Annotated in this window: 34 protein-coding genes; 21 read left to right on the top strand and 13 right to left on the bottom strand. The window is 39.9% G+C overall.

The features are described 5' to 3' along the window. The first annotated feature begins 10 nt into the window (after nucleotides 1-10). Nucleotides 11-304, top strand: coding sequence for a rhodanese-like domain-containing protein (locus ACQK2H_RS09475; protein ID WP_425391196.1), 294 nt, complete (start codon nucleotides 11-13; stop codon nucleotides 302-304). Here the strand turns inward: ACQK2H_RS09475 and ACQK2H_RS09470 are convergent. Continuing rightward, nucleotides 252-1,160 carry a sterol desaturase family protein gene (locus ACQK2H_RS09470; RefSeq protein ID WP_425391195.1) on the bottom strand — a complete coding sequence of 303 codons (909 nt, stop codon included), beginning with the start codon at nucleotides 1,158-1,160 and terminating at the stop codon, nucleotides 252-254. The genes ACQK2H_RS09475 and ACQK2H_RS09470 overlap by 53 nt on opposite strands. A 289-nt stretch (nucleotides 1,161-1,449) precedes the next feature. On the opposite strand from ACQK2H_RS09470, the gene ACQK2H_RS09465 reads away from it, so the two are divergent. The 6 genes from ACQK2H_RS09465 (at nucleotide 1,450) to ACQK2H_RS09440 (ending at nucleotide 6,312) form a co-directional block, all read left to right on the top strand. Beyond that, nucleotides 1,450-2,055: a hypothetical protein gene (locus ACQK2H_RS09465; RefSeq protein ID WP_425391194.1), complete on the top strand. Its 606-nt coding sequence runs from the start codon at nucleotides 1,450-1,452 to the stop codon at nucleotides 2,053-2,055. A 258-nt stretch (nucleotides 2,056-2,313) separates the two neighbouring features. Further along, nucleotides 2,314-3,018, top strand: a complete 705-nt coding sequence (locus tag ACQK2H_RS09460; protein ID WP_425391193.1) for a hypothetical protein — start codon at nucleotides 2,314-2,316, stop codon at nucleotides 3,016-3,018. Nucleotides 3,019-3,264: 246 nt separating this feature from the next. Next, a complete protein-coding gene (locus tag ACQK2H_RS09455; RefSeq protein ID WP_425391192.1) occupies nucleotides 3,265-3,858 on the top strand; it encodes a hypothetical protein in 594 nt (197 codons plus the stop codon). Nucleotides 3,859-4,114: 256 nt separating this feature from the next. Next, nucleotides 4,115-4,708, top strand: a complete 594-nt coding sequence (locus ACQK2H_RS09450) for a hypothetical protein (protein WP_425391191.1) — start codon at nucleotides 4,115-4,117, stop codon at nucleotides 4,706-4,708. A gap of 258 nt (nucleotides 4,709-4,966) precedes the next feature. Then, nucleotides 4,967-5,371 carry a RusA family crossover junction endodeoxyribonuclease gene (locus tag ACQK2H_RS09445; protein ID WP_425391190.1) on the top strand — a complete coding sequence of 135 codons (405 nt, stop codon included), beginning with the start codon at nucleotides 4,967-4,969 and terminating at the stop codon, nucleotides 5,369-5,371. Then, a complete protein-coding gene (locus ACQK2H_RS09440) occupies nucleotides 5,371-6,312 on the top strand; it encodes a hypothetical protein (RefSeq protein WP_425391189.1) in 942 nt (313 codons plus the stop codon). The genes ACQK2H_RS09445 and ACQK2H_RS09440 overlap by 1 nt, the downstream gene beginning before the upstream one ends. A 140-nt stretch (nucleotides 6,313-6,452) precedes the next feature. Here the strand turns inward: ACQK2H_RS09440 and ACQK2H_RS09435 are convergent, their stop codons facing one another. Then, a complete protein-coding gene (locus ACQK2H_RS09435; RefSeq protein ID WP_425393132.1) occupies nucleotides 6,453-6,656 on the bottom strand; it encodes a hypothetical protein in 204 nt (67 codons plus the stop codon). A gap of 233 nt (nucleotides 6,657-6,889) precedes the next feature. Here ACQK2H_RS09435 and ACQK2H_RS09430 point away from each other — a divergent pair, with 233 nt between their 5' ends. Continuing rightward, complete coding sequence (locus tag ACQK2H_RS09430) at nucleotides 6,890-7,399, top strand: hypothetical protein (protein WP_425391188.1); 510 nt, start codon at nucleotides 6,890-6,892, stop codon at nucleotides 7,397-7,399. 199 nt (nucleotides 7,400-7,598) lie between these two features. Further along, complete coding sequence (locus ACQK2H_RS09425; RefSeq protein WP_425391187.1) at nucleotides 7,599-8,168, top strand: peroxiredoxin-like family protein; 570 nt, start codon at nucleotides 7,599-7,601, stop codon at nucleotides 8,166-8,168. On the opposite strand, the gene ACQK2H_RS09420 is transcribed toward ACQK2H_RS09425, so the two are convergent. Both ACQK2H_RS09420 and ACQK2H_RS09415 read right to left on the bottom strand, forming a co-directional pair. Next, entirely contained in the window at nucleotides 8,165-9,187 is a 1,023-nt protein-coding gene (locus ACQK2H_RS09420; RefSeq protein ID WP_425391186.1) for a D-alanine--D-alanine ligase family protein, read from the bottom strand. The genes ACQK2H_RS09425 and ACQK2H_RS09420 overlap by 4 nt on opposite strands. Before the next feature lie 21 nt (nucleotides 9,188-9,208). Further along, on the bottom strand, nucleotides 9,209-9,418 hold the full coding sequence (locus ACQK2H_RS09415) for a hypothetical protein (RefSeq protein ID WP_425391185.1): 210 nt from the start codon (nucleotides 9,416-9,418) through the stop codon (nucleotides 9,209-9,211). Nucleotides 9,419-9,459: 41 nt separating this feature from the next. Between ACQK2H_RS09415 and ACQK2H_RS09410 the strand changes: the two genes are divergently transcribed. Continuing rightward, nucleotides 9,460-9,891 carry a hypothetical protein gene (locus tag ACQK2H_RS09410; RefSeq protein ID WP_425391184.1) on the top strand — a complete coding sequence of 144 codons (432 nt, stop codon included), beginning with the start codon at nucleotides 9,460-9,462 and terminating at the stop codon, nucleotides 9,889-9,891. A 60-nt stretch (nucleotides 9,892-9,951) separates the two neighbouring features. Here ACQK2H_RS09410 and ACQK2H_RS09405 read toward each other — a convergent pair whose 3' ends face one another. Beyond that, a complete protein-coding gene (locus ACQK2H_RS09405) occupies nucleotides 9,952-10,524 on the bottom strand; it encodes a toxin-antitoxin system YwqK family antitoxin (RefSeq protein WP_425391183.1) in 573 nt (190 codons plus the stop codon). Then, entirely contained in the window at nucleotides 10,521-10,922 is a 402-nt protein-coding gene (locus ACQK2H_RS09400) for a DoxX family protein (RefSeq protein WP_425391182.1), read from the bottom strand. The genes ACQK2H_RS09405 and ACQK2H_RS09400 overlap by 4 nt, the downstream gene beginning before the upstream one ends. A gap of 34 nt (nucleotides 10,923-10,956) precedes the next feature. Between ACQK2H_RS09400 and ACQK2H_RS09395 the strand changes: the two genes are divergently transcribed. The 4 genes from ACQK2H_RS09395 to ACQK2H_RS09380 all read left to right on the top strand — a co-directional run bounded on the left by ACQK2H_RS09395 (nucleotide 10,957) and on the right by ACQK2H_RS09380 (nucleotide 13,478). Next, on the top strand, nucleotides 10,957-11,385 hold the full coding sequence (locus ACQK2H_RS09395) for a response regulator transcription factor (RefSeq protein ID WP_425391181.1): 429 nt from the start codon (nucleotides 10,957-10,959) through the stop codon (nucleotides 11,383-11,385). Nucleotides 11,386-11,458: 73 nt separating this feature from the next. After that, nucleotides 11,459-11,971 (top strand): DUF4199 domain-containing protein, encoded by a 513-nt coding sequence (locus tag ACQK2H_RS09390; protein WP_425391180.1) that lies wholly within the window; start codon nucleotides 11,459-11,461, stop codon nucleotides 11,969-11,971. 20 nt (nucleotides 11,972-11,991) lie between these two features. Next, nucleotides 11,992-12,501: a hypothetical protein gene (locus ACQK2H_RS09385; protein ID WP_425391179.1), complete on the top strand. Its 510-nt coding sequence runs from the start codon at nucleotides 11,992-11,994 to the stop codon at nucleotides 12,499-12,501. A 65-nt stretch (nucleotides 12,502-12,566) separates the two neighbouring features. Next, complete coding sequence (locus tag ACQK2H_RS09380) at nucleotides 12,567-13,478, top strand: hypothetical protein (RefSeq protein ID WP_425391178.1); 912 nt, start codon at nucleotides 12,567-12,569, stop codon at nucleotides 13,476-13,478. A 127-nt stretch (nucleotides 13,479-13,605) separates the two neighbouring features. Here the strand turns inward: ACQK2H_RS09380 and ACQK2H_RS09375 are convergent, their stop codons facing one another. After that, nucleotides 13,606-13,986 carry a hypothetical protein gene (locus ACQK2H_RS09375; protein ID WP_425391177.1) on the bottom strand — a complete coding sequence of 127 codons (381 nt, stop codon included), beginning with the start codon at nucleotides 13,984-13,986 and terminating at the stop codon, nucleotides 13,606-13,608. A 73-nt stretch (nucleotides 13,987-14,059) separates the two neighbouring features. Here ACQK2H_RS09375 and hisS point away from each other — a divergent pair, with 73 nt between their 5' ends. From hisS to ACQK2H_RS09355, 4 genes are read left to right on the top strand one after another with little or no spacing between them, the layout of a single operon-like run. Beyond that, entirely contained in the window at nucleotides 14,060-15,415 is a 1,356-nt protein-coding gene (hisS, locus tag ACQK2H_RS09370) for a histidine--tRNA ligase (RefSeq protein ID WP_425391176.1), read from the top strand. Between the two features lie 29 nt (nucleotides 15,416-15,444). Next, the gene (locus ACQK2H_RS09365) at nucleotides 15,445-17,070 is read left to right on the top strand and encodes a gliding motility-associated C-terminal domain-containing protein (protein ID WP_425391175.1); all 1,626 of its coding nucleotides are present in this window, start codon (nucleotides 15,445-15,447) and stop codon (nucleotides 17,068-17,070) included. Nucleotides 17,071-17,076: 6 nt separating this feature from the next. Then, entirely contained in the window at nucleotides 17,077-17,409 is a 333-nt protein-coding gene (locus tag ACQK2H_RS09360) for a YbaB/EbfC family nucleoid-associated protein (protein ID WP_425391174.1), read from the top strand. Continuing rightward, on the top strand, nucleotides 17,410-18,399 hold the full coding sequence (locus tag ACQK2H_RS09355) for a glycosyltransferase family 2 protein (RefSeq protein WP_425391173.1): 990 nt from the start codon (nucleotides 17,410-17,412) through the stop codon (nucleotides 18,397-18,399). Here ACQK2H_RS09355 and ACQK2H_RS09350 read toward each other — a convergent pair. Beyond that, complete coding sequence (locus ACQK2H_RS09350) at nucleotides 18,393-18,608, bottom strand: PspC domain-containing protein (protein WP_425391172.1); 216 nt, start codon at nucleotides 18,606-18,608, stop codon at nucleotides 18,393-18,395. The genes ACQK2H_RS09355 and ACQK2H_RS09350 overlap by 7 nt on opposite strands. A 145-nt stretch (nucleotides 18,609-18,753) precedes the next feature. Between ACQK2H_RS09350 and ACQK2H_RS09345 the strand changes: the two genes are divergently transcribed. Then, nucleotides 18,754-20,517, top strand: coding sequence for a tetratricopeptide repeat protein (locus ACQK2H_RS09345; protein WP_425391171.1), 1,764 nt, complete (start codon nucleotides 18,754-18,756; stop codon nucleotides 20,515-20,517). Between the two features lie 151 nt (nucleotides 20,518-20,668). Beyond that, nucleotides 20,669-21,649 carry a pyruvate dehydrogenase complex E1 component subunit beta gene (locus ACQK2H_RS09340; RefSeq protein WP_425391170.1) on the top strand — a complete coding sequence of 327 codons (981 nt, stop codon included), beginning with the start codon at nucleotides 20,669-20,671 and terminating at the stop codon, nucleotides 21,647-21,649. A gap of 54 nt (nucleotides 21,650-21,703) precedes the next feature. On the opposite strand, the gene ACQK2H_RS09335 is transcribed toward ACQK2H_RS09340, so the two are convergent. After that, entirely contained in the window at nucleotides 21,704-22,555 is an 852-nt protein-coding gene (locus ACQK2H_RS09335) for a universal stress protein (RefSeq protein WP_425391169.1), read from the bottom strand. Between the two features lie 109 nt (nucleotides 22,556-22,664). Continuing rightward, nucleotides 22,665-23,993 (bottom strand): signal recognition particle protein, encoded by a 1,329-nt coding sequence (gene ffh / locus ACQK2H_RS09330; RefSeq protein WP_425391168.1) that lies wholly within the window; start codon nucleotides 23,991-23,993, stop codon nucleotides 22,665-22,667. 127 nt (nucleotides 23,994-24,120) lie between these two features. Here ffh and ACQK2H_RS09325 point away from each other — a divergent pair, with 127 nt between their 5' ends. Continuing rightward, complete coding sequence (locus ACQK2H_RS09325; protein ID WP_425391167.1) at nucleotides 24,121-24,585, top strand: hypothetical protein; 465 nt, start codon at nucleotides 24,121-24,123, stop codon at nucleotides 24,583-24,585. A gap of 39 nt (nucleotides 24,586-24,624) precedes the next feature. On the opposite strand, the gene ACQK2H_RS09320 is transcribed toward ACQK2H_RS09325, so the two are convergent. From ACQK2H_RS09320 to ACQK2H_RS09310, 3 genes are read right to left on the bottom strand one after another with little or no spacing between them, the layout of a single operon-like run. Then, on the bottom strand, nucleotides 24,625-25,029 hold the full coding sequence (locus tag ACQK2H_RS09320) for a DoxX family protein (protein WP_425391166.1): 405 nt from the start codon (nucleotides 25,027-25,029) through the stop codon (nucleotides 24,625-24,627). Continuing rightward, nucleotides 24,992-25,213, bottom strand: a complete 222-nt coding sequence (locus tag ACQK2H_RS09315; protein WP_425391165.1) for a hypothetical protein — start codon at nucleotides 25,211-25,213, stop codon at nucleotides 24,992-24,994. The genes ACQK2H_RS09320 and ACQK2H_RS09315 overlap by 38 nt, the downstream gene beginning before the upstream one ends. 18 nt (nucleotides 25,214-25,231) lie before the next feature. Then, entirely contained in the window at nucleotides 25,232-25,621 is a 390-nt protein-coding gene (locus ACQK2H_RS09310; protein ID WP_425391164.1) for a hypothetical protein, read from the bottom strand. Nucleotides 25,622-25,648: the final 27 nt, after the last annotated feature.

Below are 25,648 nucleotides of genomic sequence, written 5' to 3'. Positions count from 1 at the left end.
GAAAACAACCATGCTAGGATTATTTAATAAGAGCAAGAAAATCAAACAGTTCGTCGGTGAAGGTGCTACTGTGATTGATGTGCGCACCAAGACTGAATTTGAAGGTGGACACCTTAGAACCAGTAAAAACATTCCTTTAGACAGTCTGCCCAGTCATATGGGTCAGTTGGATAAGACTCAGCCAATAATTACATGCTGCGCTTCAGGCATTCGCAGTGGTCAGGCCAAACGTATGTTAAAAGCCAATGGCTTTAAGGCTTTGAACGGTGGAGGCTGGATGAGTCTGGAGAAGTACGGCCTTTAAATCCATGTGTCACCTGATGGGTGAAATCCTGCGGAAAATCTTCATCACCCGGAAAACCAAGTTCAATGTCCCTCCCACTCTCAGGTATATAATCGGTCTTGAACAAGTAATCCCAAATACTTAGTGTAAGGCCAAAATTCACACCATAGTTGCGCTGCTTTGGTAGTGCCTTTGCATGATGCCAGATGTGCATCTGCGGGTTATTGAAGATGTATTTCAGAGGTCCTAAATTCAATTTGAAATTGGAGTGGTTAAAATGGCCAACCGCTAAAGTGAAAATGTGGATGATAAAGAAGTCCCTCAATCCGATCCCGATCAGGGCAAGCGGAATATACTCGATGGTACGATAAACGACGGTCTCCATCCAATGGAAACGGAGGTGCGCGGCAAATCCCATCTCCTTTACGCTGTGATGCACCTTGTGAAACTCCCAAAGAAACGGTACCCGATGCAGTAGTCGATGCGTCCACCATTGCACAAAATCTCGCACAAAGAACCCCAATAACAAGTGCGCCCAGGTGGGCCAGCTCATCACCTCAAACGCCACCAGGTTGGTTATCCCAATAGATGCTAGAATATCGTTAAAGAAGTGGACTACAACGTTAGACGCTGCATTGAATACAATCAGCGAGAACAAGAAGAAGTTGAAAAACATGTAGAAGAAATCCAGCCAAAAATCCCTGCGGAACCGTGCCTGATTTTTACGCCAGGGCCTCACCCACTCCAAAATCAAAAAGAATGCAGACACACCAATCAGCCAGTAAAAATAGCTGTGCCAGCCAGGTTGGGAAATCTCCTGCCATAGATAATTGGCGTAACCGGTGTACGCCTCCTTGATGAGCTGCCAAAAGTCCATATGCAATAAAGCGTAATTTTAATTGAATAGTTTGTGACTTGTGTTACTTAACTCACTGAAGGTTGAGACAGGAGCTGGCTGACTTATGGGTTGCGGAAGGCGTTTACAAACGTTTATATCCGTTTATATCCGAATATAAATACGGTTATTGAATGTGATAACTATCCAGATTTCAACCAAAAGGACTCTCCTGAGGTCTATTTACTTGTTGAAAATTTAGTAACTGCTATATTTGAAAGGTTAATAACAGGAATTCCTGTTACAATGTTGTTACAGGCAATTATCTTCTATGCGCATAATCATCTCCATTCTAACGCTTCTGCCAACACTCATTTTTGCTCAGAATATGGCCAACAGTATTGGTGTGATAACACTGAGTGAAGAATATGACAAAACAGATCGGATAATAGAATTTTTAAATGAAGATGGGTCAACATGGGACTCATTTAACTGCTACGGTCCGTGGGACAACCTGCCTGAACTTCAAATATTGGCATTCAAACCAGACTACTTCCTTTTCAAGATAAAGTGCCACAAAGAAACACCAACTCATTATGTAGTTGTTGTTAATGAGGAAACTGGGTTGACTAAAAATCTGAGGAAGTCTTCAAAAGTCAAACTAGTGAACTGGGAAGAATATGTAACTGATGTTTTCTCAATTGGATTTGAGCCATCTGAACTTCAGGTATTTGACAAGGTAGGCGGAACACCAACTTCCGAACAACCAATAAAGGAAAGCATTATAGTTCCTAAAGAACTGAACGGAGACTGGATGAAAATTATCTGGACTTCTGGTGAGTATGAAATCCCATCAGACGAATCCAACAATCAAACTGGGTGGATAAGGTGGAGAATGAACAGCCGGATTACTCTAACTCTATATCACCTGTCCTAAATAAAAAGCCTGTAACAAGTGCTAGCACGAATGCGCCAGAGTGCTTTCTGATAGTTTCATCTGATCTTCACCGCTCCGCTACCCATTCTGAAAGTATCTTCTCTCCTAGCAACTGTCTTGCTTCTGGATTTTCACTTCTAACCGCAGTTCTTCGTAGAAGCCGTTGTGGGTGTTGGGCAGCTGCGCTATCTTAGTGCCTTTCTGCCAAGCTCGGGGCGCACTCCTGCTAGCGTGGCGTTAGCGGTAATTATCATTCCATTGATTAGAAAAATTTTCTCCTATCTTCCTGACAACTCATTCGGAATATACTTCATCGGAAGCTTACTATTCTTTCTCTTAATAGCAACTGCGATATACGTAACGTCTGGCGAACTCTACAACTCACTATTAATTGCAGGGATAATTGCTGGACTCACATTTGTTGCTACATCCATAAGTGAAGTCCGAGGAAGAAAAAAGCACCGAACTATTTTAGAAGGACGTCTATTTACCAGACTTTGCGCTGAACTAGGCTTTCAAAAAGAGCATCTTAACAACAATCAATATTTCGGACTCAAAGGAGTATATGATCAATACTTCTTTAGAATTTACTACAATTGGAACACATCGCTTCCCGGAAGGATGTTTGATCGTGAGATCTGCATGATGATATATATCGAACCTCCAACAAAAGCAGACAAGAGTCTTGATCTTGAACACTTAAATTCAATAAGCTCAAAATATGATACAAGAGATGAACTGAATCCTAACTATCAGGTCTTTGTTGCTCCTTCATATATTGCCATCAATCGAGGGTTTACCTTCTTAACAAGCTACAGGAATATCGTCGACAAGCTTGACCAACTGATTCAAATTGCAATCGATGAAAATCTCCAACCTATAGATGAATCTTGGGTACAAAGGTTGATTGATGAGGACGAGGATCGACACGGTCCTCTAATAGAAACATTCTACAAACAATAAAACCGCTAACAGTTGCTAGCACGAATGCGCCAGAGTGCTATTCATCAGTTTCATCTGTTCCTCACCACTCCGCTACCCATTCTGAAATTGCATCCCTCCTTGCAACTGTCTTGCTTCTGGATTTTGTCTTTCTAAACTCAGTTCTCCGTAGATGCCGTTGTGGGTGTTGGGCAGCTGCGCTATATTAGTGCTTTCTGCCATGCTCGGGGCGCACTCCTGCTAGCGTGGCGTTAGACTCAATCTCCTATGACTCGTATATTTTCCCCAGTTTTAATATTATCATTTCTTATTAGCTGCAACAAAAAAGAGCAACAAGAGGGAATTCAACTTCCACATTCAACATATAGAACAACAGTAATGGTTTATGATGATTTTTATCTTCACACATTTACTAACGACACATTATATCGCAATTGTGGATATGTCATTACTGTCGAACCAAAAGACTCGACTATTAATTTTGATTATTTTTCAACTAACTCAAAACTTGTAAGAAGAAGAGATAGTAATCTTAGTATCGTTCTCGAGGCTACTGCAGATCCAGTTGAATTTTATGTAATAAGTAATAAAATTGACACTACTAGAATCTTATTTAAATCACCTGAACTACCAACACCTGTTCTTAGTAAATCATTCGAAAATGACTCTGTTACACTAACTCTTTCGTTTAATAACCCTAGACTAAAGGATATTCTTCCTAATGATACACGCTTTAAATTTTTAATCACCAATCAAGTTTTTGATACGCTACGTATCGACTCAATCCAACTCGACACCATACAAATTCAAACAGTACGGGCTAATTACATGAAAAAGTTCTATGAGATAAAACTGGAATGAAAGAGTCTAACAGTTGCTAGCACGAATGCGCCGGAGTGCTTTCTGCTAGTTTCATCTGATCTTCACCGCTCAGCTACCCATTCTGAAATTACATCTCTCCTAGCAACTGTTGTGGTTCTTGATTTTATCTTTCTAAATGCAGTCTTTCATAGCTACCGTTGTAGGTGTTGGGCAGCTGCGCTATATTAGTCTCTTTATGCCATGCTCGGGGCGCACTCCTGCTAGCGTGGCGTTATACTCCATTGCATTTCATAGCATGACTAGAACTGAACACCTTGCTTTTTGCTCAAAGTGTACCAATAGAAAAACGGACTTTGACAAGGGGATCGTTTGCAGCCTAACTATGGAACATGCTGACTTCATAGACTACTGTCCTGACTTCTCAACTGATCCTAAGGAACTCAAAATTCAACTTGAAAACGCTGAGACAATTCTCGAGGATAAGGCTGGACTTTCACGAAGATTCAAAACTTCCAAAATTCTTAATGACTTCAAAAATCAGAACTTTAGAAATGAATTCACTGAAAAGAAAGGACTCTTTAATTTTTGGAAAAGTGAGCTTAAGCCAGTACTAACTCTAACTGAACTTGGTTTTCAACATAAAGATCAATTTTATAGATGGAGCCAAGTAATCGACAGTCAAATCACTCAATTTAATACTTCCAATTCGACAGTTTGGACACTTCAACTAGTGATTTATCCATCACAACTAATTCAAATTAGCATCGGAGAACAATTTCATATTCCATTCTTTAATAATATAACTGGATTAGACGGAACACCAGAAGAGATTGGAGCTTCACTTGAACATCATAAATTGAAATTCTGGAAAAACCATAAAGGAGTATAACAGTTGCTAGCACGAATGCGCCGGAGTGCTTTCTACCAGCTTCATCTGATCTTCACCGCTCCGCTACCCATTCTGAAAGTATCTCCTCTCCTAGCATCTGTAGTGCTTCTGGATTTTGTCTTTCTAATTGCAGTTCTTCGTAGATGCCGTTGTAGGTGTTGGGCAGCTGCGCTATCTTAGTGCCTTTCTGCTACGCTCGGGGCGCACTCCTGCTAGCGTAGCGTTGTGCTTCATTAAGCTAGAGATAGAGAAGATCGAATGCTACCAATAGAATTTACATTTGAAGGCCCTCCATTGTCTTTACAATCAAAGAGTAAGGCAAGGAAAAGTAGTTACAAAACAAGGGTTGGCACTGCTGCTCAAAATGTTTTGCCTACAGGTTTTTCTCCTTTAGCAGATCGTTTACAAATTGTTATTACCTATTACTATGAAGGAGAAACACCGGATATTGACAACATAATTAAACCAATTCAAGATGCGCTAATTGGAATCGTTTATGTAGACGATAATCAAATTGCCGATACTAGAAGTAGAAAAAGGGAGATTGATGGAAGTTATACTGTTCGAAATGTATCTCTTCCCATTTTACAAGCTTTCAGTAACGGTTCAGAGTTCATTCATGTTAAAATTGACAGGCATGTCACAACGCAAGAATTAGACTAATGGAAAATAAAGACTACATAAAAACTATAGAGCGTAAAATTCGTGAGATTGCGAATGAATATACGAGCAATGGATACTTAGTGACTGTAAATCCAACTGGAACCAAACTGCCTGAATTTTTAAGAGGATATCACCCAGACATAATTGCTACTAAAGAGGATGAAAATGTACTAATTGAAGTAAAGACACGATCCGATAGAGGTGACTTGAAAAGATTTGAAAACCTTGCTGAAGAGATTTCAAGTTTAAAGAACTGGAGATTCGAAGTTGTTTTCACTAACCCAAGGCGTAAACCATTGGCATTGGATAATCAGTTGCCATTAAATGAATTGGGTATCAACAATAGAATTGAAGAGATTAATAAACTAATAAGGATTAATTCTTTTGAAGCAGCATTTCTGCTAGGCTGGGCGACCATTGAAGCAGCTCTTAGACATAAGCTTATTAAAGAGAAATTTAAGGCTGGTGAAAAGACCACCCAATCGATAATCAAAACTACATTCTCACTTGGCTTGTTAAATCAAAATGACTACAAAACCCTTCAAAACATAAATAACAAAAGAAACCATTTAATTCATGGGTTTGATCAACCAATAGACAAGGAAACAGTCTTGCAAGTCATAGATTTACTAAATAACCTAATAGGTAATAATAGAGAATCCGAACTTCTGGAATGGATCGAATGGGTTGACCTTGACGGATATGAGGAAATTTACTGTTTATATAAGTCAGTCAAGGAAAAGGACGAATACGGTTTATTCAAAGTAATTGAAAAAGATGACAAGTACATCCTTATCGCTGAACATATGGATGAAACATTAGAATTCAATTCCGAAGAAGAAATGCAGCAATTTACTGATTTGATAGAAGAGGAATACATGGATGACATGGATGCCGAAAGTTGGTATGGCTTTAACAGAGCGATGGATAAAAACGACTGATAAAAACGAAAGCACAATCGAGTAGACGGCCCCACCAGAAGTAACTGATGGGGTGCGCCTCTCACACCACCGTACGTACGGGTCTCGTATACGGCGGTTCACTGAATTTCAGGAATCGTTTGACGGTAATAGGAAAGCATCTATTCGTATCCTCTTCGTCTTAGTCTGGATAGTGTGATGGTAGTCCTCAATATAGGGCTTTGGGCTACAGCCCATCCTCCCATTCTTGTCCTACTGTAGGCATAAGCCCTATCAAAATCCATCCCTAGTCTGATGAGGTTCTTGCGCTTGCGTTCAGGCTTCTTCCAGTCGTGCCAGATACAGTATCTCAGGCGGTTCCTCAGCCATTCGTCTAGTGTCTTGAGTTTGGCATGAATATTCGCTAACCGAAAATTGTTCTCCCATAGCGCGGAAGTTACTTCCGTGCATTCTATGAATTGGATTCCATTACTCCTTATCCGCTCTCGTTGGTGTTTTCACATCCAAGACCAACCTCGGCGTGCATCTAAACCTGACAACATACAGTAGATTTCAGCAATTTTATTCACAGCCTTTGATTTTTGCTTAATTTTCATCAATGGAAGTATTAAAGATCGCTCAGGAATGGGCCAGAGCGGAGGTTTTCTCCTCACGATTCTTCATCTTATTTGCCATTTTATTTTTAACAGCAAGCGCGGGGTTTTGGCAGCTTGGAAAAACTGAACTAGCCAAAGCATACGTCATTCCACTGCTGGTGGCTGGAGTTTTATTGATGACCATTGGGCTTGGATTGTTTTTCACCAATAAAGTCAGAATCACTCAATTTGAAAAGGCCTTTAATCAGGGTGCATCAGCTTTTGCCACATCAGAAATGGCGCGTGCTGAAAGTACTTTAAAAGAATACACAGTGGTTCTTAAGGTTGTTCCTTTGATTATTGTTGTTGCCGCTTTACTGATCATTTTTATCAATAGTCCAACTTGGCGAGCTATTGGGATAACTACTATTGCCATGATGATCGTAATTTTATTAGTTGATGGTAACGCTCATGCCAGAATTGATGCTTACTATAAGCAGATGATAACGTTAGTAAAGCAAAATGATAACTAACAAGTCATGACCGAAAACTAACCTCAGTGTGAAAAATGAGATTCCAGCCAAAATCTCATTACCTACTTAAGATCACCGCCCATTCGTTCAAAAGCAGAACCCATTCGTTCAAAAGCAGAAATAGATCCGAAATTTTGATTAGAATCCACAAACGAACATTTTCTCGTATATCTGGTTCATTTCACACAACAATCCATACATGACAAATTCCGAAGGGAGATTAACCCTTGATATTAATAGTCCGGCACCTATTTTTAAACTTACTGATGTCTTTGATCGCGAAGTTGACCTTGCTTCTTACAAAGGAAAAAAGGTATTGATCGCTTTTTTTAGACATGCCGGATGTCCATTTTGCAATACTCGAGTGCATAGCCTACAAAAACACCATGCTGAACTAAAAGCTAAACGCCTGGAGATGATTTTCTTTTTTGAATCTAAGAAAGAGTTGCTTTTAAAAAGTCACTTTCACAAGGATATTTCGCCTATTCCACTTATCTCAGATCCGGATAAAAAATGGTATGATGCGTATGGCGTGGAGAGCTCTGCTTTAAAATCAGCCAAAAGTCACTTCACATCGTTCTTTCAAAAAGTATTTGAAGCCAAAAAGAAAGACCTGCCTGTGCATTGGATGGCAGGAGAGGAATCCATCAAAACCATTCCCGCAGAATTTTTAATGGATGAAAGAGGAATCATTCGTAAAGTGCACTATGCCAAAGGATTAAGAGATCGCATGGCTATTGATGAGATTACCGCATTTTGTAATACTTAAGCGCCTCGTTCGATAGCTAATAAAATCAATTGATCTAGTAAATCTCCATAGCTCACCCCTGCTTCTTCCCAGAGTTTTGGATACATACTGATACTCGTAAATCCGGGAATGGTATTTACTTCATTGACATAAATTTCACCGGATTCTGTAAGGAACATATCCACTCGTGACATTCCTTCACAGCACAATGTCTGATAAGCCTTTATGGCAGTTTCTTTTAAAACCGGAAGGTATTTGCTGTTGATATCAGCTGGTATGATAATATCCGCATGCGAGGATGATGCATATTTCTCGTCAAATGAGTAAAAATCTCCTGAACGTACTTCTCCTACCCCTGTGGCTTCAGGATTTTCATTTCCCAGAACGGCACATTCAAGCTCTCTTCCAATGATAGATTTTTCAACTAAAACCCTCCGATCATATTTGAAAGCATCGCTCATAGCCGCTTGCCAGTCGGCCTCATTGATCACCCGGTGTACTCCAACGGATGAACCCATATTTGCAGGCTTCACAAAAACAATTTCACCAAGCTCACCTGCTATTTGCTTATATGATGGGATTTCTTCACCGGCAGTTATTAATTTCCAGGGAGCAACCTTCATCCCCGAATCTCTCAGCAATCGCTTAGTGACATCCTTGTCCATCGATATCGAAGAGCCAAGTACTCCGGGACCTACAAACGGCAACCTCAAAAGCTTGAACAAGCCCTGTACTGTCCCATCTTCACCATTCGGTCCGTGAAGAATCGGGAAAACAGCATCAAAATCTCCTAATGATTTGCCATCACATCTAAACAAATCTGAATGTCCCGGATGTATAGAAACAGTCCGGCCCTGGCTGGTAATCTCATCTGTCAAATCTGACTCATCAATTAGCCGCCACTCACCTTTTTGCGAAATACCTACAATCGTGATTTTATACTTAGTGCTGTCCAGTTCTTTGAGAATATTCTTCGCAGAACGAATGGAAATGGGGTGCTCAGGAGACTGGCCGCCACATAATACAAGTAGGTTTTTCATATCATTCATTTAATGAGCAGACTATTTATAAATTTCACGAAGCTCAAAATCTTCCCCTTTACCATATTGGATCAATTCACTCATCAGGTATTTTTCCATTGAAAAGAGATCTTTGAGCTTATAATCATTTCGTCCTACCACTTCCAAAAGCATAAATTCACTTTTCTCGCCATAGTTTACCAATCGGTATTTCTTCCCGACTCTCATACTTGAAAATGCCAATCCACTCATAAAGCAATATTATTGAGGCAATTTTGATTTACTTTTGATTTATGAAAAAATTTATTCTACTTCTTTCATTAGTGGCACTTATTGGCACTATGAGTTGCAAAGATGACGATGAGTCAGGGTCGTATGTTGGCGTGTGGGAAAGCAATAAAGTCACCACCAGAGAGTGTGATAACCCTACAGATAATGACGACCAGAACCGTGCATGTGATGATACCAGATGCTATCGACTTGAATTAAATGCGGATGGCACATTTGCTTTTCAGGAAGGATTGCCGGTTCGAACAGGTACGTGGACTGTTGGTGGTGATTTAACTCTCTGTGTTGAAGAAGATGGCGAGCAGGTTTGTGAATCGTATCGTGCCACTGTTAATAGCACTACATTAACCTTAGCTACAACCAATGAAAACACAGGCTGTATCATTACTCAAATTTTCATTCGACAATTTGATACTCCGGACGATCAGGAAGCTTAAAAACAAAAGAGGCTGATCATCCTTACGATCAGCCTCTTTTTTGATTATACTGCTGGAGGTTTATTTCTCTACCAACTCGCCCATATTGTATTCATATTCAATCTTAAGGTTACCCTCCTGATCATACCACTTTGCCACACCGTGAATGGTGCCATTGACATAGTTGGACTCCTCCATCACAGTACCATCGGTATAAAACTTTTGCTTTAAGCCCTCCAGCTGTCCTCCGGCGTAGTTTCTTCGTTCAGTGATTTTTCTTCGATTATACACAAGGTATTCTCCATTTAACTGATCTTCATGATAGTATGCTTTGGTTTGCACATATCCTAGATTATCAAAAATCAATTCAACTCCCTGCTTCTTTCCCTTGTAGTAGGTGGTAATCGATTGAACCTTACCTTCAGGATCGTAAGTGGTCCAGGATCCATGATACAATCCATCAAGAAAATCACCTTCTCCCAAAGTAATATCGCCTGATTTGATAACCGCCTTCTGGAGGTTGGGAATGGATTCATAATCTTGCAGAATAGCTCCTGCCGGAATCTGACTTCCCTCTACAGGTGTAGATGTACTAGAATTTGAATTTTGACAAGCGATAAATAGGACAGCTAAAACCCAAATACTCTGTTTCATTTTCTATTCAAAAGTTTAGGTAAAACATCATTTTCAATTCTTTCTTTATTGTTGAAGACCACATATAAGCCGCACAAAAATACAATCAGTGCATAATAGAAAAGCTGCCCTTTATCACCCATCACTTCTATTCCCAGCTTTGTAAAATGCATCCCGATAGCACCAATCATCAAACCAACAGCCAGGAGTCCCCCTGCCCATGCTGTTTTTGGAATAATCAGTAAAATGGCTGCTACACCTTCCAGAAAACCAATCCCCCATCTTCCCCAAGGTTCCATACCTACCGTTTTAAAAATGTAAATAGACTCAGCAGAACCTGTAAATTTGAAAAATAAGGTCTGTGCCATGATGATGGCGGCCGCCAGACGGGCAATGAAATAGGCAATTTTCTTTAACATTAGTGTGATTTTTAGAATTGAAAATTAGAGAATTTTGAGAAAGCTTCAGAAGCTAAATAAAATCTATTGGATTTATGGGGGTGTAATGGGTCTTTTAATGATCATTTTAGAAGTGGTACACTACCGTACCATGATTCGAGACCTGCAAATTGAAGTGTATGGAGCTATCATTGGACTTCTGTTTCTAGCGTGCGGTATTTGGCTGGGCGCCAATACTTTTAAAAGAAAATCAAGCTCAGCTTTTGATGCTAAAAAGTTAGGCTTGAGTAAAAGAGAGGTTGAAGTCTTGCAACTAATGGCAGATGGATATTCCAACCAGGAAATTGCGGACAAGTTATTTGTCTCATTAAATACAGCTAAAACACACATTTCAAATATCTACTCCAAATTGAATGTCAAACGCAGAACACAAGCCATTCAAAAAGCACATGATTTGGCATTATTAACTCCCTCGAACGGGTGATTTATGAGATATCACCCGAAAGGATGAAGTTTTTATCCTTTAAAAATCTGTGATTTGAAGAAAAAATAAAACTATGAAAAAGCTAATCTACTTTGGTCTTCTCGCAGGCCTCATCAATGTGATCGGATGGTTTGTACTCGATACCATTTTTCAAGGAGATGATTTTGATTTTTCCCTGGGGGAAACATTAGGGTATACCGCCATGCTTATTGCATTATCCACAGTCTTTTTTGGAGTAAAATCCTATCGGGATAAAGAGTTGGATGGAGTCATTTCGTTTAAAGATGCATTCATTAAAGGCCTCATCATTGTTTCAATAGCATCGTTGATATACGTTATCGGTTGGGAGATTTATTACCCAAACTTTAAGGCTGATTTTGGTGAAAAATACACTGAGTATCTCGTAAGCAACCTTGAGGAACAAGGGTTATCCAGTGCAGAAATTTCAGAAGAGAAGGCAAGCATGTCAGAATGGATGGAAATGTATAAAAATCCGCTTTATAGGGTGCCATTAACACTCATGGAGATATTTCCCCTTGGGCTAATAATCGCACTTATTTCTGCTTTAATATTGAAGAGGAAATAGAATATCTCTAATTTTCCCCTATGATTAAGAAACTCAGCATTGTGATAATGGCAGCCCTTATACTGGGCTGCACTTCATCTTCCAACGAAAGCAGCAATCAGGATAGTGGATTGATACCCCTTGAAAAGGTGGAAGGGAGTGCATACATTTCTGATGAAATTCACTCAAATATTACCAGCAAACGTCGTGGGAAAATGAATAAACTGCAGGCAGATGGTCCTGCCTGGTTCAGTTTTCGGTTAGAGAAGTCGTTTCAAGAATTGCAGATCATCATTTCAAATAATACAGGCTCTACTGATTTCATCTGGCCGGTTGAAGATATCCTCGGATCTAATGAAGGAAATCAAGATGATTCGGCGGATGTAAATGTTGATGTATTAATTACTGCTGAAAAGGTCGAGATATTTTTCAATGAAAACATTCGATTTTCCTTCCCAGATGATTTGACCGCCACTAATAATTCTATTGAAGTTTACTTGGACGGAGAACTGCAGAATTTACCGGGAATTTTGTACGATATTGGGCTTTAAAATCAATTTTCAGTTTTGCATTTAAATAGTAAAACAGAAAAATTTTAGCGTAAAAACCATTAAACTTGAATAAGAACACACTCCCAACCTCTATGAAATCATCATTCAAAGTCCTAAGTCTACTGGTACTGGTATCATTAATCGCCAGCTGCAGTGGAGGTTCATCTTCAAATGAAAACGAAAAGTCAAAGGAAGAATTGGCTGAGGAAAAAACCATCCAGGATCTTGAGAAGCTCATGGAAGATCTTCCTGATCCATCCTTGGTGCCCTTCACGCTAAAATCTGTTGGCGCTAATTTTGACCGTGCACATATCAATTCACTGGATAAGATTGAAAGCTATAAGAGCAACCGTGATAAAATGGCCCTAAATATGGGAGTGTATGCTTCCGACATTAGCTACTTGGCTGCATATGGACATGAAGAGGACTGCATCGATTACCTGAAAGCATCCCATTCAATGGCAGAGTTTCTTGGAGACTCAGCCATATATAACGAAGATGACCTCAATGAATTCAGAGGACACATCAATGATCAAAATGAAGATGAGATTGCAAGAATCCTTGGCAAGCTCTTTTTGGAGACAAGTCTCAAAATGGAAGAAGATCACCACCTCACAATGGCCGGTCTTGCATTGACGGGAAGTTTCGTTGAGGGCTTGTATCAGGCAGTAATCACATTGGAAACTTTTCCGGACACCCCGGAGAATCAAAAACTTTTAGAACCTTTGGTAAAGATCGTGCTTGGTGAAGAAAAAGCATTACTGGATATCATTGAAGTATTGAATGACCTTCCTTTTGATGATACCATTGCTGATATGATCACTGAGCTTTCCATTCTCGACAGACTCTATAAAGGAGATCTTCAGGAAATCGAAGAGAAGATGAAAAGCGATCCTGATTTTATTTTAACCAGGGATGTGATGAGAGACATCACATTGGAGGTAAAGCGCATCAGACAAAGAATTACAGAAGAGTAAACACTTAATCTACCTAATCCGAAAGCATCGATCCATTCGATGCTTTTTTTATAAATAAAAAAACCCCAGACGGTAACCGTCTGGGGAAGTGTTTGGCTTGATAAGAAAAGGATAATTACTTATCCTCTTATTTCTTTGCAGCTGCCTTCTTAGGAGCAGCTTTCTTAGTTTCTTTTTTCTCTGCCTTAGGCTTTTCTTCTTTCTTAGCTTCCGCCTTTGGTGCAGCTTTTTTCTTAGGTGCAGCCTTTTTAGTCTCTTTTTTAGGAGCCTCTTTAGCTTCAGTTTTTTCTGCCTTAGCCTTAGGAGTTTCCTCTTTTTTAGCGGCAGCTTTCTCAGCTTTTGGCTCTTCTTTTTTAGACTTAGTCTTTTTAGCGAATTCAGCCTTTATCTCTTCAATGTCCACATTTTTGATAGTAGGAACAGCGTTCAAACGCTTCATGTTGTTCACTCTATTCTTTGCAACATTTTTATTTTTTCTTCCTTTTCTTTCTAATCTTGTTACCGCCATTTTCTTGGTCTTCTTACGTGAAATGAGCCGCAAATTTAGTGGATTATGTAGTTTTGTCCAAAACCAAAAGTGAATGTCTAAAAGTAAGCCTACACTACCCCGAGGCACACGTGACTTTGGCCCGGAAGTTTCTGCCAAAAGAAGCTATATAATTGATCAAATAAAGCACAATTTCATCAAGTATGGCTTTAGCCAGTTGGAAACCCCGGCCATGGAAAATCTTTCTGTGCTAACAGGAAAATACGGTGATGAAGGTGATCAGCTACTCTATAAAATCCTAAACTCCGGGAACTACCTAAATAAAACCACAGCTGAGGACTATCAAAATGGAAGCAAGCATCTAACTCAAAAAATCGCAGAAAAAGGATTACGCTATGACCTTACGGTTCCGTTTGCCCGGTTTGTGGTAATGAACCAGCATGAAATTGCTTTTCCATTTAAGCGATTTCAGATTCAACCGGTTTGGCGAGCCGATCGGCCTCAAAAAGGACGATACCGGGAGTTTTATCAGTGTGATGCAGATATCGTAGGCACAAAAGGCATTTGGAACGAAGTAGAGCTAGCATTACTCTTTGGTGATGTTTTCAATGATCTGAATCTCGAAGATTATATCATCAAAATTAACCACAGGGAAATCCTATTCATGCTTGCTGAATACGTTGGACTGAAAGGAAAGGAAGTCCCATTCTGCGCTGAAATTGACAAGCTCGATAAGATTGGCGAAGAAAGGGTTCTCGAGAACATACAGTCAATTGGAGGCAACCAATCAAAGCTGGAAGAGGTGATGGCTTTACTCTCACAAACCGACAAGGATCAGCTGCTAGCAAAAGTAGAATCGATTGGACCAGATAATTCGGGGGTTACTGAAGTGAAAGAATTCTTTCAAAGCCTGGATCAATTTTCTGATCGAAATATCAAAATCGAATTGGATCTTTCATTGGCAAGGGGCCTCTCCTACTACACCGGCATGATCTACGAGGTGAAGCCGACTTCAGTAAAAATGGGAAGTATCTGTGGAGGTGGGCGCTATGACAACCTGACCGGTGTGTTTGGGTTAGATGGTATTTCAGGTATTGGTATTTCTTTTGGGCTTGATCGTATTTATGATGTTATGGAAGAATTAAACCTCTTCCCGGATGCGATCACCCAAAGGCTTGATGTTTTGATAGTGCATTTCAGCGAAACAAACCTCAATCACGGACAGAAGCTGGTGATGGATCTTAGATCTGCTGGTATTAAAGCCGATTTGTATCCTACATCGGATAAAATCAAAAAGCAATTCAACTATGCGGATAAAATTCAGACACCTTACACCTTAATCGTCGGGGACAATGAAATGGAATCCGGTGACTACATGCTCAAAAACATGAGCTCCGGAGAACAAAAACCAATGAAACTGGATGAAATAATCCAGCTTTTAAAAGGTTAATTTTACGAGACTCGTCGTAAACTAAATTCATGCGTCGCTGGACACTGATCATATATGCGTGCTTTGCCTCCTTTCTACTTGAAGCACAAGTGCTAAGTAGCAAAGGCAGATTCAGTGTGGAATTCGATCGCGGGTGCGCACCCATGACAGTAAACATTACTGAGTTAGACTCCTTCGGTGATGTTACCCGCCAGTATTATTATTTTGAAGGTGCAGATATCACCAACAGTCAAACCTTCAGCTATCAGGATCCTGGTGTTTATCAGATCGTACAGGTTGTTGGTGTAGATGGGATTGATGATAAAACGGACACTTTATTCGTTGAAGCATTCGAATCACTTAAGCCTCTTGTAACGTATAGTAAATGCAATAACCGTGAAGTTTCGGTTACCTCTATAGATACCTATTACGATAGTATTCGTGTTTACTTTACTTCATCCGATTCCATCACTTTACAAAATGGTGAATCAGGATCTTTTACATATTCTTCGGATAATATTCAAACAATAGAATTGAAAGGATTTTTTGATGATGCAGATGAAGTCTGTGATTCATTTTCTGACGAGATAGTACCCATACCATTACTCGAGGCACCTCAAATATTAAACGTCTCTGTTAAAGAAACATGCAAAGATCTTTTCACCTTATACATGGAACTTGATACAGTCGATACGCTAGCGAATTATCGAATCAACCTCTTCCAACCTTCATCTACTACCATTTTTGACGGGTATTTATCACAGCGCGATTTTATTGTCAATGACATCCCTTTCAATCGACAAAATTTCTGTATCAACATTGAAGCCTACGACCCCTGTAATGATACCGCTAGCACAAGTGATGATTATTGTGCCGAATCAAGCGACCTCTCACTTTCTCCTTTCGAATCCCTCTATTCTTCCTATTCAGGAATCGGCATTTACATTAACCTGGACGAGGTAAATAGCGGCACATTTGCTGTTTTTAGGCGGTTGGATCAGGGTGAATTTGAAGAGCGTCCAAGCCAGTCGGGCTCTTTTACTGATCCAATTGGATCAAGAGCACGGAGGTACTATTACAAGATAGAATATGTGGACAGCTGCAATCAAATACTTTACACTGCAGAAACGAATCCACCATTAATTGATACTGATTACCTGGATGTAAATACGTATCAGGTTTCCTTTATCCCACCTGCAAACTCACTGGAAGAGGCTCCTACAAATGAATACCAAACAGGAAATGAGGCGTCCCAAACAAGTGGAGAAATAAACCAGACTACTTTTAATGTACAGCTTGACTCTAAAGATGGAAGTCCAAGGCAATTCATTACTGCCACATCCACGTATCCATCAGACAATCTAACGATACGTTCCAATTCCGTAACAGTAAGGCATGAGCTGGTTATTTATGTTCCGACAGCATTTACACCAAATGGTGATGGACTGAATGACACCTTGGAAATATTCGGACTGCCTACAGAAATTGCAACAACCAGAATATACAATCGGTGGGGTAAGTTGATTTACACTTCCGATCAACCCTCTCCCGGATGGGATGGAACTATTGGTGGCTCACTGGCAAACGAGGGAACTTATCTGTATGATATCACCTTTGAAACAGCAAGCGGAGAAAAACGCACACAAAAAGGTACTTTTGCATTGATTAAAAAATAGAAGGATATGTTTGATATGATGAAAATGATGGGCAAAGTGAAGGAGATGCAATCCAAAATGAAAGAAGCCCAGGATCAGCTAAAAGATATCAAAGCGGAGGGTGAATCCGGCGGAGGTATGGTTAAAGCCACAGCGAATGGAAACAAGGAGCTAATAGGTCTGGAGATTGATCCATCTATTGTCAATCAGGAAGATAAAGACATGATGCGAGATCTTATCATCGCTGCGGTAAATAAAGCTGTGAGTGAAGCTGACGCTCAAGGAAAAGAACATATCAGAAAATCTACCGAAGGATTGATGCCAAACATTCCCGGTATGGATCTATCCGGAATGATGTAAATGACTAAAACAGCTGTTGTCATACTCAACTACAACGGAAAAACTTACCTGGAGAAGTTTTTGCCTTCTGTAGTTACCAACTCGCTTGGAGCCCAAGTGATCATCGCTGACAATGCATCCACGGATGATTCCATTACTTTCTTAAAGGAAAATTACCCCAACCTCACACTCATAGTACTTCCTGAAAACCTGGGATTTACAGGAGGCTACAATTCAGCTCTGAAACAAGTCGATGCGGAATATTTTGTTCTTCTAAACTCGGATGTAGAAGTAACTCCCGGCTGGTTGCAGCCAATGGAGACCTTTCTGGACAAACATTTAAACTATGCTGCTTGTCAACCAAAAATTAAAGACTTTAATAATCCGGAAATATTCGAATATGCGGGTGCGAGTGGTGGCTTCATTGATTTTCTTGGGTATCCCTACTGCAGAGGCCGCATATTAGATCATCTTGAAAACGATCATGGTCAGTACGATGAGTCGATCGATATTTTCTGGTCGTCAGGGGCATGCATGATGATAAGAAGCACCATGTTTTGGGAGTCCGGTGGATTCGATAACGATTTTTTCGCTCATATGGAGGAAATAGACCTTTGTTGGCGACTAAGTAGTTTGGGCTATAAAGTGAAAAGCATTCCTCAATCTGTCGTCTATCATGTTGGTGGCGGCACTCTTGATAAGACCAGCCCTTTCAAAACGTATTTGAACTTCCGAAACGGACTCAGCCTCCTGTTAAAAAACCTACCATACGATAAACTACTTCTTAAATTCCCTGTCAGGGTATTGCTTGACTGGGTTGCCGCTTTGAAATTTCTTCTTGAAGGTAAGCCCAAGCACTCGCTGGCAGTACTCAAGGCTCACATCTCAACTTTTATAAATTTTCGACGAACGCTCAAAAAACGAACCATTACATCAACTGCACCAAAGTCTAAATTGATGATTTTTGAGTATTACCTGAGAGGAAACAAGAAATTCAGTGAGCTTCAATAATACCAAAGGGTATTATTTCTCCTTCTCAAATGCTTTCTGAAATTCATAATAAAAGCAAGTCCTAGGTAGATGATTATGGGAGAGCCAAAAGTCAAAAAGGAGCTGTAAATAAAGAATAATCGAATACTTGAGGTAGGAATACGTAATTTTTCACCCAATCGGGTACAAACTCCAAACGCATATTTTTCCAACAAGTCTTGCATATTCATTTTAAATACACGCAAAGATAAACAATAGAACTTTTAGATAGTTGGTATTATAGTGTTAGAAAATGATATTTTCGATTAATTTTGCCAGCACTATAACTAAGAATTATACTATTTATTGTTTGTACAATTAAAAAGACTGAATCAAATGAAAAAATTTAACCTAGCCATGGCTTTTGCTGCCGGAGCAATTTTGCTTTCCGGTTGTAAGCTTGATAAAATGATAAAATTGGCTCAGGAGAATGATCTTCAAGTGGATCCAAATCCGCTTGAGGTACACGGTGGAGACGTTCCTTTCGAAATGAGCGCTGTTCTACCTCCTAAAATTCTTCCAGCAAATACAAGCTTTACACTAAACACAGTTTACGTGTATGGAGATCAAGAAGTAAGTGTTGGATCAATAGAATTCCAAGCTTCTGACTTTCCAAATAGCTCAACAACTACATCTAGAAAGTCAACAAATTTCTCATTCCCTTATCAGGAAGGAATGAACCCAGGAACTCTTTTTGTTCAAGGAGTTGCTACTGACACGAGAAATGGTAAGTCAAAATCTACAGAAAGAATGGCTGTAGCTCAAGGCTTGATCATGACTTCTGGATGGGTAAAAGATGTTGCTCTTGTGTCCTATGCAGACCATGGATATAACGATAAAGAGGAGTTAATTCCGACAAACGTAAACTTCTACTTTGATCAGGGAGTATCTAACCTTAGAACTTCTTTGACTTATGATGGAGTTTCTAACAGATCTAAAAGAGAAGAGCTTAGCGCATTTATCGCTGAGAAAAACGTAACCAGAACTGTTTCTATTACTGGTACTCACTCTCCGGAAGGTTCTGAGACTATAAACAGTGATCTTTCTGAAAATCGTGCGAAAGAAATCGAGAAGTTCTACAGAAATAGAATGGATCGATACGATTATAAAGGAGCTGCAGATTCAATTGACTTCATCCTTAAGCCTGTGATTCAGGACTGGGCTGCTTTCAAAGCTGCATTAGCAACTTATGATGGTATTTCAGCAGATGAGAAAAAAGCATACAATAACATTATTAATGGATCAGGTTCTTTCGTGGAGAAAGAAAAGGAAATGCAAAAGCTTCCTACTTACAAAAAAGTATTCAAAGATGTTTATCCTGGCTTGCGATCAGCTAAAACTGAAGTGTTGACAGTTAAGCCTAAGAAATCTAATGCAGAAATTGCAGTGCTTGCAAAAGCAATCGTTGATGGTTCTGCTGATGCTGATACACTTTCTATTGAAGAGCTAATGTTCAGTGCTACGCTTACTCCTTCACTTGAAGAAAAAGCTGCAATCTACAAAGCTGCTGCTGACAAGTCTGGAATGTGGCAAGCACACAATAACCTTGCAGCAGCTCACATCGAGATGGCTAAAAGAGGTGATGCTTCTAAACTAGATGGTGCTGCTACTCAGCTTGAGATCGCAATGAACAAAATGAGTTCAGCTGGTGAAGTACAAGCTAACATGGCTGCAGTTCAAATTCTTCAAGGTGATTACGATGCAGCTTACGAAACACTTGGTAACGTAAGTTCTTCATCTAATGATATCAATGGACGAGTGAATGCAATGAAAGGCGCAGTAGAAGTTAGAATGGCTGACTATGACAAAGCAAAAGCTTCATTCGCATCTGCAACTAACAACGAAAACGTAATGATTGACAGAGGTCTTGCTTACCTTCTTACAGGAGATTACAGCATGGCTGATGCAGAATTCAAGCAAGTAGAAAGAGCTGATGCTTACTATCTATTGGCTGTATCTGCAGCACGTCAAAATAACGCTTCAGGCGTAGGTTCAAATCTTAAGAAAGCAGTAGAAGCTGAGCCTTCTTACAAGGATATGGCTCTAAACGATCTTGAGTTTGCAAACTTTGCTGACGCTGTAAACGAGGCAGTGAAGTAATTCATAAGAGATTCAGATATAAGGAAGCCCTGCTAATTAGCAGGGCTTTTTTTATGCGTATAGGCAAATACTACTATTAAAAGGTCATTTAATTCCATTATAATCATTCATTCATCATTAATTTAGCAGACCGAAAAACAAGACTTGTACAATGAGAGAAATCCAGTTTAGAGAAGCCCTTGGTGAAGCAATGAGTGAGGAAATGAGAAGAGATGAAAATATCTTCTTAATGGGTGAAGAAGTTGCTGAATACAATGGTGCATACAAGGTAAGTCAGGGCATGCTTGACGAGTTTGGCGAAAAACGAGTGATTGATACACCCATCACAGAGTTAGGATTTGCAGGGGTTGGTGTAGGTGCAGCTATGAACGGTCTGCGTCCCATTATTGAATTCATGACTTTCAATTTCTCTTTGGTTGCAATAGATCAGGTGATCAACAGTGCCGCTAAAATGCTCTCAATGTCAGGTGGTCAATACAACATACCGATTGTCTTTAGGGGACCTACCGGTAATGCAGGTCAATTGAGCCAGCAGCATTCACAAAACTTTGAAAACTGGTATGCAAATACTGCCGGGTTAAAGGTTGTTGTCCCCTCCAATCCATATGATGCTAAAGGGCTGTTAAAAACGGCCATCAGAGATGACAACCCAGTTATCTTCATGGAGTCTGAGCTAATGTATGGTGACAAAGGAGAAGTACCTGAAGAAGAATATCTACTGGAAATTGGACAGGCCAATGTGGTAAGAGAAGGATCTGATGTTACAATCATTTCTTTTGGTAAGATGATGAAAGTAGCTAATAGTGCTGCTGAGGAGCTTGCAAAAGAAGGTACTGATGCTGAAATCATTGACTTGCGATCTGTAAGACCAATTGATTATCATGCGATCGTTGAGTCAGTTAAGAAAACCAATCGTTTGATCATTGTTGAAGAAGCATGGCCACTTGCTTCCATTTCTTCAGAGATTAGTCACCACGTACAGCGAAATGCATTTGATTGGCTGGATGCTCCTATCCATAGAATCACAAACAAAGATGTATCCCTTCCTTACGCGCCAACGCTTATTGAAGAGGTGCTTCCAAATGTAGAGCGAACAATAGAGGCTGTCAAAGCTGTTACTTATCAGAAGTGAACCGGGAAAATATAGAGTTAGAAAAGGTTAGCAGTATTGCTAACCTTTTTTAGTTTATACGTGCCTTTTGTTAATTGTAAGCACCGGAATAGCAGATTTCTTAGTCAGCTTAGTAGCAAACGAATGGTTGATGAATCGACTAAGCCCTCCTTTAGCTTTGGATAAAACCACTATCAATCCGGCGTTTGTTCCTTCAGCATAGTCGAGTAGTGCTTCACATGGATTTCGATCTTCAATCACGTCTACCATGTAATTAGATAGTCCGACGATTTTGGCAACTTTATTCAAAAGCTGCATCATTTCTTCATCATCCTTAGACCGGGTGATATCGATGATATGCAAAGTAGATCCTAAGGCTTCACAGATATTTTTCACCTTTATAAAGGCCTTTTGTGTATACGTTTCGTCCTCCATATCAAGACCCAATACGATATCTTCAATTGGATGAAACTGCTGGTCTTGAAGAGACAAAACCGGAACCGCTAAATTATCTATTAACTGTTCCGTATGATTTCCACTAAAAAACTCTTGAATACTTTCCTGGCCGGAAGTGCCAATCACAACCAAGTCTACGGGGTGTTGTTCAACATAGTGAGTGATTCCCTTCAGAAACCCTCCTCCATATTGTTGTGTATAAACCAATACTTTGTCTGTAGAAAAATCCTGTTCTAATGCTTTAAGTTTTCTTTTATTGGCTCTAAAAAGCTGTGCATTAAACAAGGAATCATCAGATATTGCACTACCACTAGCCTCCCCTGATAAATGCAGAGACATATCTCCAAGTGGTAATTCTTCGCAATGAATTACAGTTACACGTGCGTCCAATGGTTCTGCCAACCTGATAGCAAATTCAAGCGCATATTCTGACAAATTGGAAAAATCGGTAGGTACAAGGATATTTTTCATCGCATTGAGATTTGGTTAGTACCAAACTACAATGCCTAGCCGATTAGAAACAGGACATACATCAGTTACAAAATTGCTTTTGATCAGATATTGAAGATTGACAAACCAATTACTTCATTCCTCCAAGCATATTGGCAAGTGCTCGCTTCCCTCCTGACTTATTCATCATCTTCATCATCTTACGCATTTGCTCAAACTGCTTAAGCAATTGGTTTACCTCCTGAATGGACGTGCCACTACCCTTCGCTATGCGTTGCTTTCGGTTACCATTGAGAATTTCAGGTTGTGTACGTTCTTTGGGTGTCATGGATTTAATGATCGCTTCAATAGGCTTTAAAGAATCATCATCAATATCTATATCCTTGATGGCTTTACCCATTCCCGGAATCATTCCCAGAAGATCCTTCATGCTACCCATTTTCTTCATCTGCTCCATTTGAGCAAGGAAGTCATCAAATCCAAATTGATTTTTTCGAATCTTTTTATTGATTCTTCTTGCCTCTTCCTCATCATAGTTCTGCTGGGCTCGTTCTACTAAGCTGACAACATCACCCATTCCAAGAATTCGACTTGCCATCCTATCCGGGTGGAATAGATCGATGGCATCCATTTTCTCTCCAGTGGAAATGAACTTGATTGGTTTTTCTACCTCTTTTCTTATTGAAAGTGCAGCACCACCACGTGTATCACCATCGAGTTTAGTAAGAACCACCCCATCAAAATCTAGTCGCTCATTGAATGTGGCAGCAGTATTCACCGCATCCTGTCCTGTCATTGAGTCAACTACAAAGAGGGTCTCTGCAGGATTAACAGCCTTTTTGAGTTCAGAAATCTCATTCATCATTTGCTCATCCACTGCCAATCGACCGGCAGTATCTATGATGATTGATTTCTTACCGTTCTCTTTAGCATACTTGATCGCATTTTTCGCGATTTTAACAGCGTCTTTATTGTCAGGTTCAGCATAAACTTCCACTCCTACTTGTTCTCCAAGTACCTTTAGCTGATCAATTGCGGCAGGCCTGTAAATATCACATGCTGCTAGCATTACTGTGCGACCCTGCTTTTTAAGGTGATTGGCAAGCTTTCCTGAGAAAGTAGTTTTACCGGATCCTTGAAGACCTGAAATCAGAATTGTGTTTGGATTGCCGTCTAAACTTATAGGCACGTTGGTCTCACCCATTAACTTGGTGAGCTCTTCCTGAACAATCTTCGTCAATAATTGACCCGGAGATACTGCTATTAAAACATCTCTACCCAGGGCCTCTTCCTTGATATTGTCGGTCACATCTTTTGCCACCTTGTAGTTCACATCGGCATCAACCAAGGCTCTTCTGATCTCCTTAATGGTAGATGCAATATTGATTTCGGTGATCTGCCCCTGTCCCTTTAGCGTTTTAAACGCCCTGTCTAGTTTTACACTTAAACTATCAAACATAATTCTTCTTAAAAATCCTGCTGCAAAGGTATAAAATAGTGATCAGTGATTGATAATTCCTTACAAATGAAACCTTTTATTTGAGATAGAGTATAACTAGTACCTTGCATAACAAAATACAACCAAAATGAAAAGGACAATTTTTACACTAATTCTACTATTCAGCGCAATATTTATAGTAGAAGCACAAAAGGTGACTAAGAAAGATATTGTTGGTACCTGGAAGCTTGTAATTGACATTGAAGAAGAAATGGAAGAGGAAGCCGAAGAAGCCGACTCTATGCTTGAAGAGGTGTTCATCAAAGCAATCTCTGGATTTGTAGGTGGCATAATGGAAGACATTGAGATTTACTTCGAATTCCAGGCAGACAATGATGTGAAAATCACTGTTTTAGCATACGATGAAAAAGAAACCGAAAGGGGCACTTGGTATATCAATAAGCGTGGCTATTTAGTGATCGAGAATATCGATGACGATGATGATGATTTCAACATCAGCGCAGATGATGACGAGTGGAAGCTCATAGACGGAATTCTCGTAAGTGATGAGCACGAAAAAGATCGAACAGTTTACATGACTCGTGTAGATTAGAATATCACACGTTCACCTACTCTACTATAAAGGCAGCCATCAAATGGTTGCCTTTTTTGTATTTAGTCGGTCATCCAGGCTTAACTTGCCTTCCCCATACAAGACTAAAAATAATGACCCTGAGAGAATAGAGATCGCAGGGTAGACATTTGGATAAGGATCGTTTAAATGAACTAAAAGTATGGCCACAATGAAATTAAAAACCATGACCAGGCCGGTTAAACGAACCTTCCATCCAACGATAAAAAGAATACCACAAATAAATTGAGCATAAACGGATACTACCGCAGCTACCAGCGGGAGTGGCATTCCAAAAGCTTCCAAAAACTTTTCAAATTCAATCATTCGTTCCCAGGAAAACACATTATCCTGGGTGCCATAGATTAAGTGGAACCCTACAGTAAGTCTAATTGGAAGATCCGCGTACGCTCTCAGTTTGTTCATTTCCAAATAAGGTATCTACGATGACTTTGGCAGCAAGCCGGCTACCCTTGGGTGATGGATGAAAACCATCCATGCCATACAGGGAAAAGTCTTCATTACTTTCAAAATAAGATTTCCAGGCCTGCCCTACCGGACATAAAATCGCATCATTTGCACTTGCCGCATCGATGTGATTTTTGATCACTCCATCAAAAGTGTGAAATTAGGTGCGTGACGGCCAGACCATAAAGTAAACCAATTGAGTTCCATGGTTTTGACATAGCTTTTGATATCTGGCTCCATCTTCAATCAACATTCGCCTCCCCTCATCTTGGGAGGAAGGTCCCTGCTGCACCACTACATAATCATACTTTTCACTTTGAATAAGCTTCTGAACTTCTCCGTCATCCCAATGATCAATGATTGCATAATTAGGAAAGGCTATCATCTTGGTTTGAACTTTCAAACCTTCTCGCTTAGCCTCTTTCTCCACCAATTCCGGAAGGTTATTTGTATAGGTTAAGCTATTGCCAACAAACAGTATTCGTGTTGTTTGACTGAAAGAGACAAAGGAGGTTATTAGAACAATAAGCAGAATCAAAGACCGTCGCATATTCACGAAACAATCCATGTTCTTCGA

It is taken from the genome of Ekhidna sp. (genome assembly GCF_965228795.1).
Classification (GTDB): domain Bacteria; phylum Bacteroidota; class Bacteroidia; order Cytophagales; family Cyclobacteriaceae; genus Ekhidna.
This window is presented reverse-complemented; position numbering and strand designations above follow the sequence as displayed.

Bases quoted from the DNA above. Each gene is read 5' to 3' on its own strand.
- ACQK2H_RS09475 (WP_425391196.1), top strand. From the start codon at position 11: ATGCTAGGATTATTTAATAAGAGCAAGAAAATCAAACAGTTCGTCGGT.
- ACQK2H_RS09470 (WP_425391195.1), bottom strand. From the start codon at position 1,160: ATGGACTTTTGGCAGCTCATCAAGGAGGCGTACACCGGTTACGCCAAT.
- ACQK2H_RS09465 (WP_425391194.1), top strand. From the start codon at position 1,450: ATGCGCATAATCATCTCCATTCTAACGCTTCTGCCAACACTCATTTTT.
- ACQK2H_RS09455 (WP_425391192.1), top strand. From the start codon at position 3,265: ATGACTCGTATATTTTCCCCAGTTTTAATATTATCATTTCTTATTAGC.
- ACQK2H_RS09450 (WP_425391191.1), top strand. From the start codon at position 4,115: ATGACTAGAACTGAACACCTTGCTTTTTGCTCAAAGTGTACCAATAGA.
- ACQK2H_RS09445 (WP_425391190.1), top strand. From the start codon at position 4,967: ATGCTACCAATAGAATTTACATTTGAAGGCCCTCCATTGTCTTTACAA.
- ACQK2H_RS09440 (WP_425391189.1), top strand. From the start codon at position 5,371: ATGGAAAATAAAGACTACATAAAAACTATAGAGCGTAAAATTCGTGAG.
- ACQK2H_RS09430 (WP_425391188.1), top strand. From the start codon at position 6,890: ATGGAAGTATTAAAGATCGCTCAGGAATGGGCCAGAGCGGAGGTTTTC.
- ACQK2H_RS09425 (WP_425391187.1), top strand. From the start codon at position 7,599: ATGACAAATTCCGAAGGGAGATTAACCCTTGATATTAATAGTCCGGCA.
- ACQK2H_RS09420 (WP_425391186.1), bottom strand. From the start codon at position 9,187: ATGAAAAACCTACTTGTATTATGTGGCGGCCAGTCTCCTGAGCACCCC.
- ACQK2H_RS09415 (WP_425391185.1), bottom strand. From the start codon at position 9,418: ATGAGTGGATTGGCATTTTCAAGTATGAGAGTCGGGAAGAAATACCGA.
- ACQK2H_RS09410 (WP_425391184.1), top strand. From the start codon at position 9,460: ATGAAAAAATTTATTCTACTTCTTTCATTAGTGGCACTTATTGGCACT.
- ACQK2H_RS09405 (WP_425391183.1), bottom strand. From the start codon at position 10,524: ATGAAACAGAGTATTTGGGTTTTAGCTGTCCTATTTATCGCTTGTCAA.
- ACQK2H_RS09400 (WP_425391182.1), bottom strand. From the start codon at position 10,922: ATGTTAAAGAAAATTGCCTATTTCATTGCCCGTCTGGCGGCCGCCATC.
- ACQK2H_RS09390 (WP_425391180.1), top strand. From the start codon at position 11,459: ATGAAAAAGCTAATCTACTTTGGTCTTCTCGCAGGCCTCATCAATGTG.
- ACQK2H_RS09385 (WP_425391179.1), top strand. From the start codon at position 11,992: ATGATTAAGAAACTCAGCATTGTGATAATGGCAGCCCTTATACTGGGC.
- ACQK2H_RS09375 (WP_425391177.1), bottom strand. From the start codon at position 13,986: ATGGCGGTAACAAGATTAGAAAGAAAAGGAAGAAAAAATAAAAATGTT.
- hisS (WP_425391176.1), top strand. From the start codon at position 14,060: ATGTCTAAAAGTAAGCCTACACTACCCCGAGGCACACGTGACTTTGGC.
- ACQK2H_RS09365 (WP_425391175.1), top strand. From the start codon at position 15,445: ATGCGTCGCTGGACACTGATCATATATGCGTGCTTTGCCTCCTTTCTA.
- ACQK2H_RS09360 (WP_425391174.1), top strand. From the start codon at position 17,077: ATGTTTGATATGATGAAAATGATGGGCAAAGTGAAGGAGATGCAATCC.
- ACQK2H_RS09355 (WP_425391173.1), top strand. From the start codon at position 17,410: ATGACTAAAACAGCTGTTGTCATACTCAACTACAACGGAAAAACTTAC.
- ACQK2H_RS09350 (WP_425391172.1), bottom strand. From the start codon at position 18,608: ATGAATATGCAAGACTTGTTGGAAAAATATGCGTTTGGAGTTTGTACC.
- ACQK2H_RS09345 (WP_425391171.1), top strand. From the start codon at position 18,754: ATGAAAAAATTTAACCTAGCCATGGCTTTTGCTGCCGGAGCAATTTTG.
- ACQK2H_RS09340 (WP_425391170.1), top strand. From the start codon at position 20,669: ATGAGAGAAATCCAGTTTAGAGAAGCCCTTGGTGAAGCAATGAGTGAG.
- ACQK2H_RS09335 (WP_425391169.1), bottom strand. From the start codon at position 22,555: ATGAAAAATATCCTTGTACCTACCGATTTTTCCAATTTGTCAGAATAT.
- ffh (WP_425391168.1), bottom strand. From the start codon at position 23,993: ATGTTTGATAGTTTAAGTGTAAAACTAGACAGGGCGTTTAAAACGCTA.
- ACQK2H_RS09325 (WP_425391167.1), top strand. From the start codon at position 24,121: ATGAAAAGGACAATTTTTACACTAATTCTACTATTCAGCGCAATATTT.
- ACQK2H_RS09320 (WP_425391166.1), bottom strand. From the start codon at position 25,029: ATGAACAAACTGAGAGCGTACGCGGATCTTCCAATTAGACTTACTGTA.
- ACQK2H_RS09310 (WP_425391164.1), bottom strand. From the start codon at position 25,621: ATGCGACGGTCTTTGATTCTGCTTATTGTTCTAATAACCTCCTTTGTC.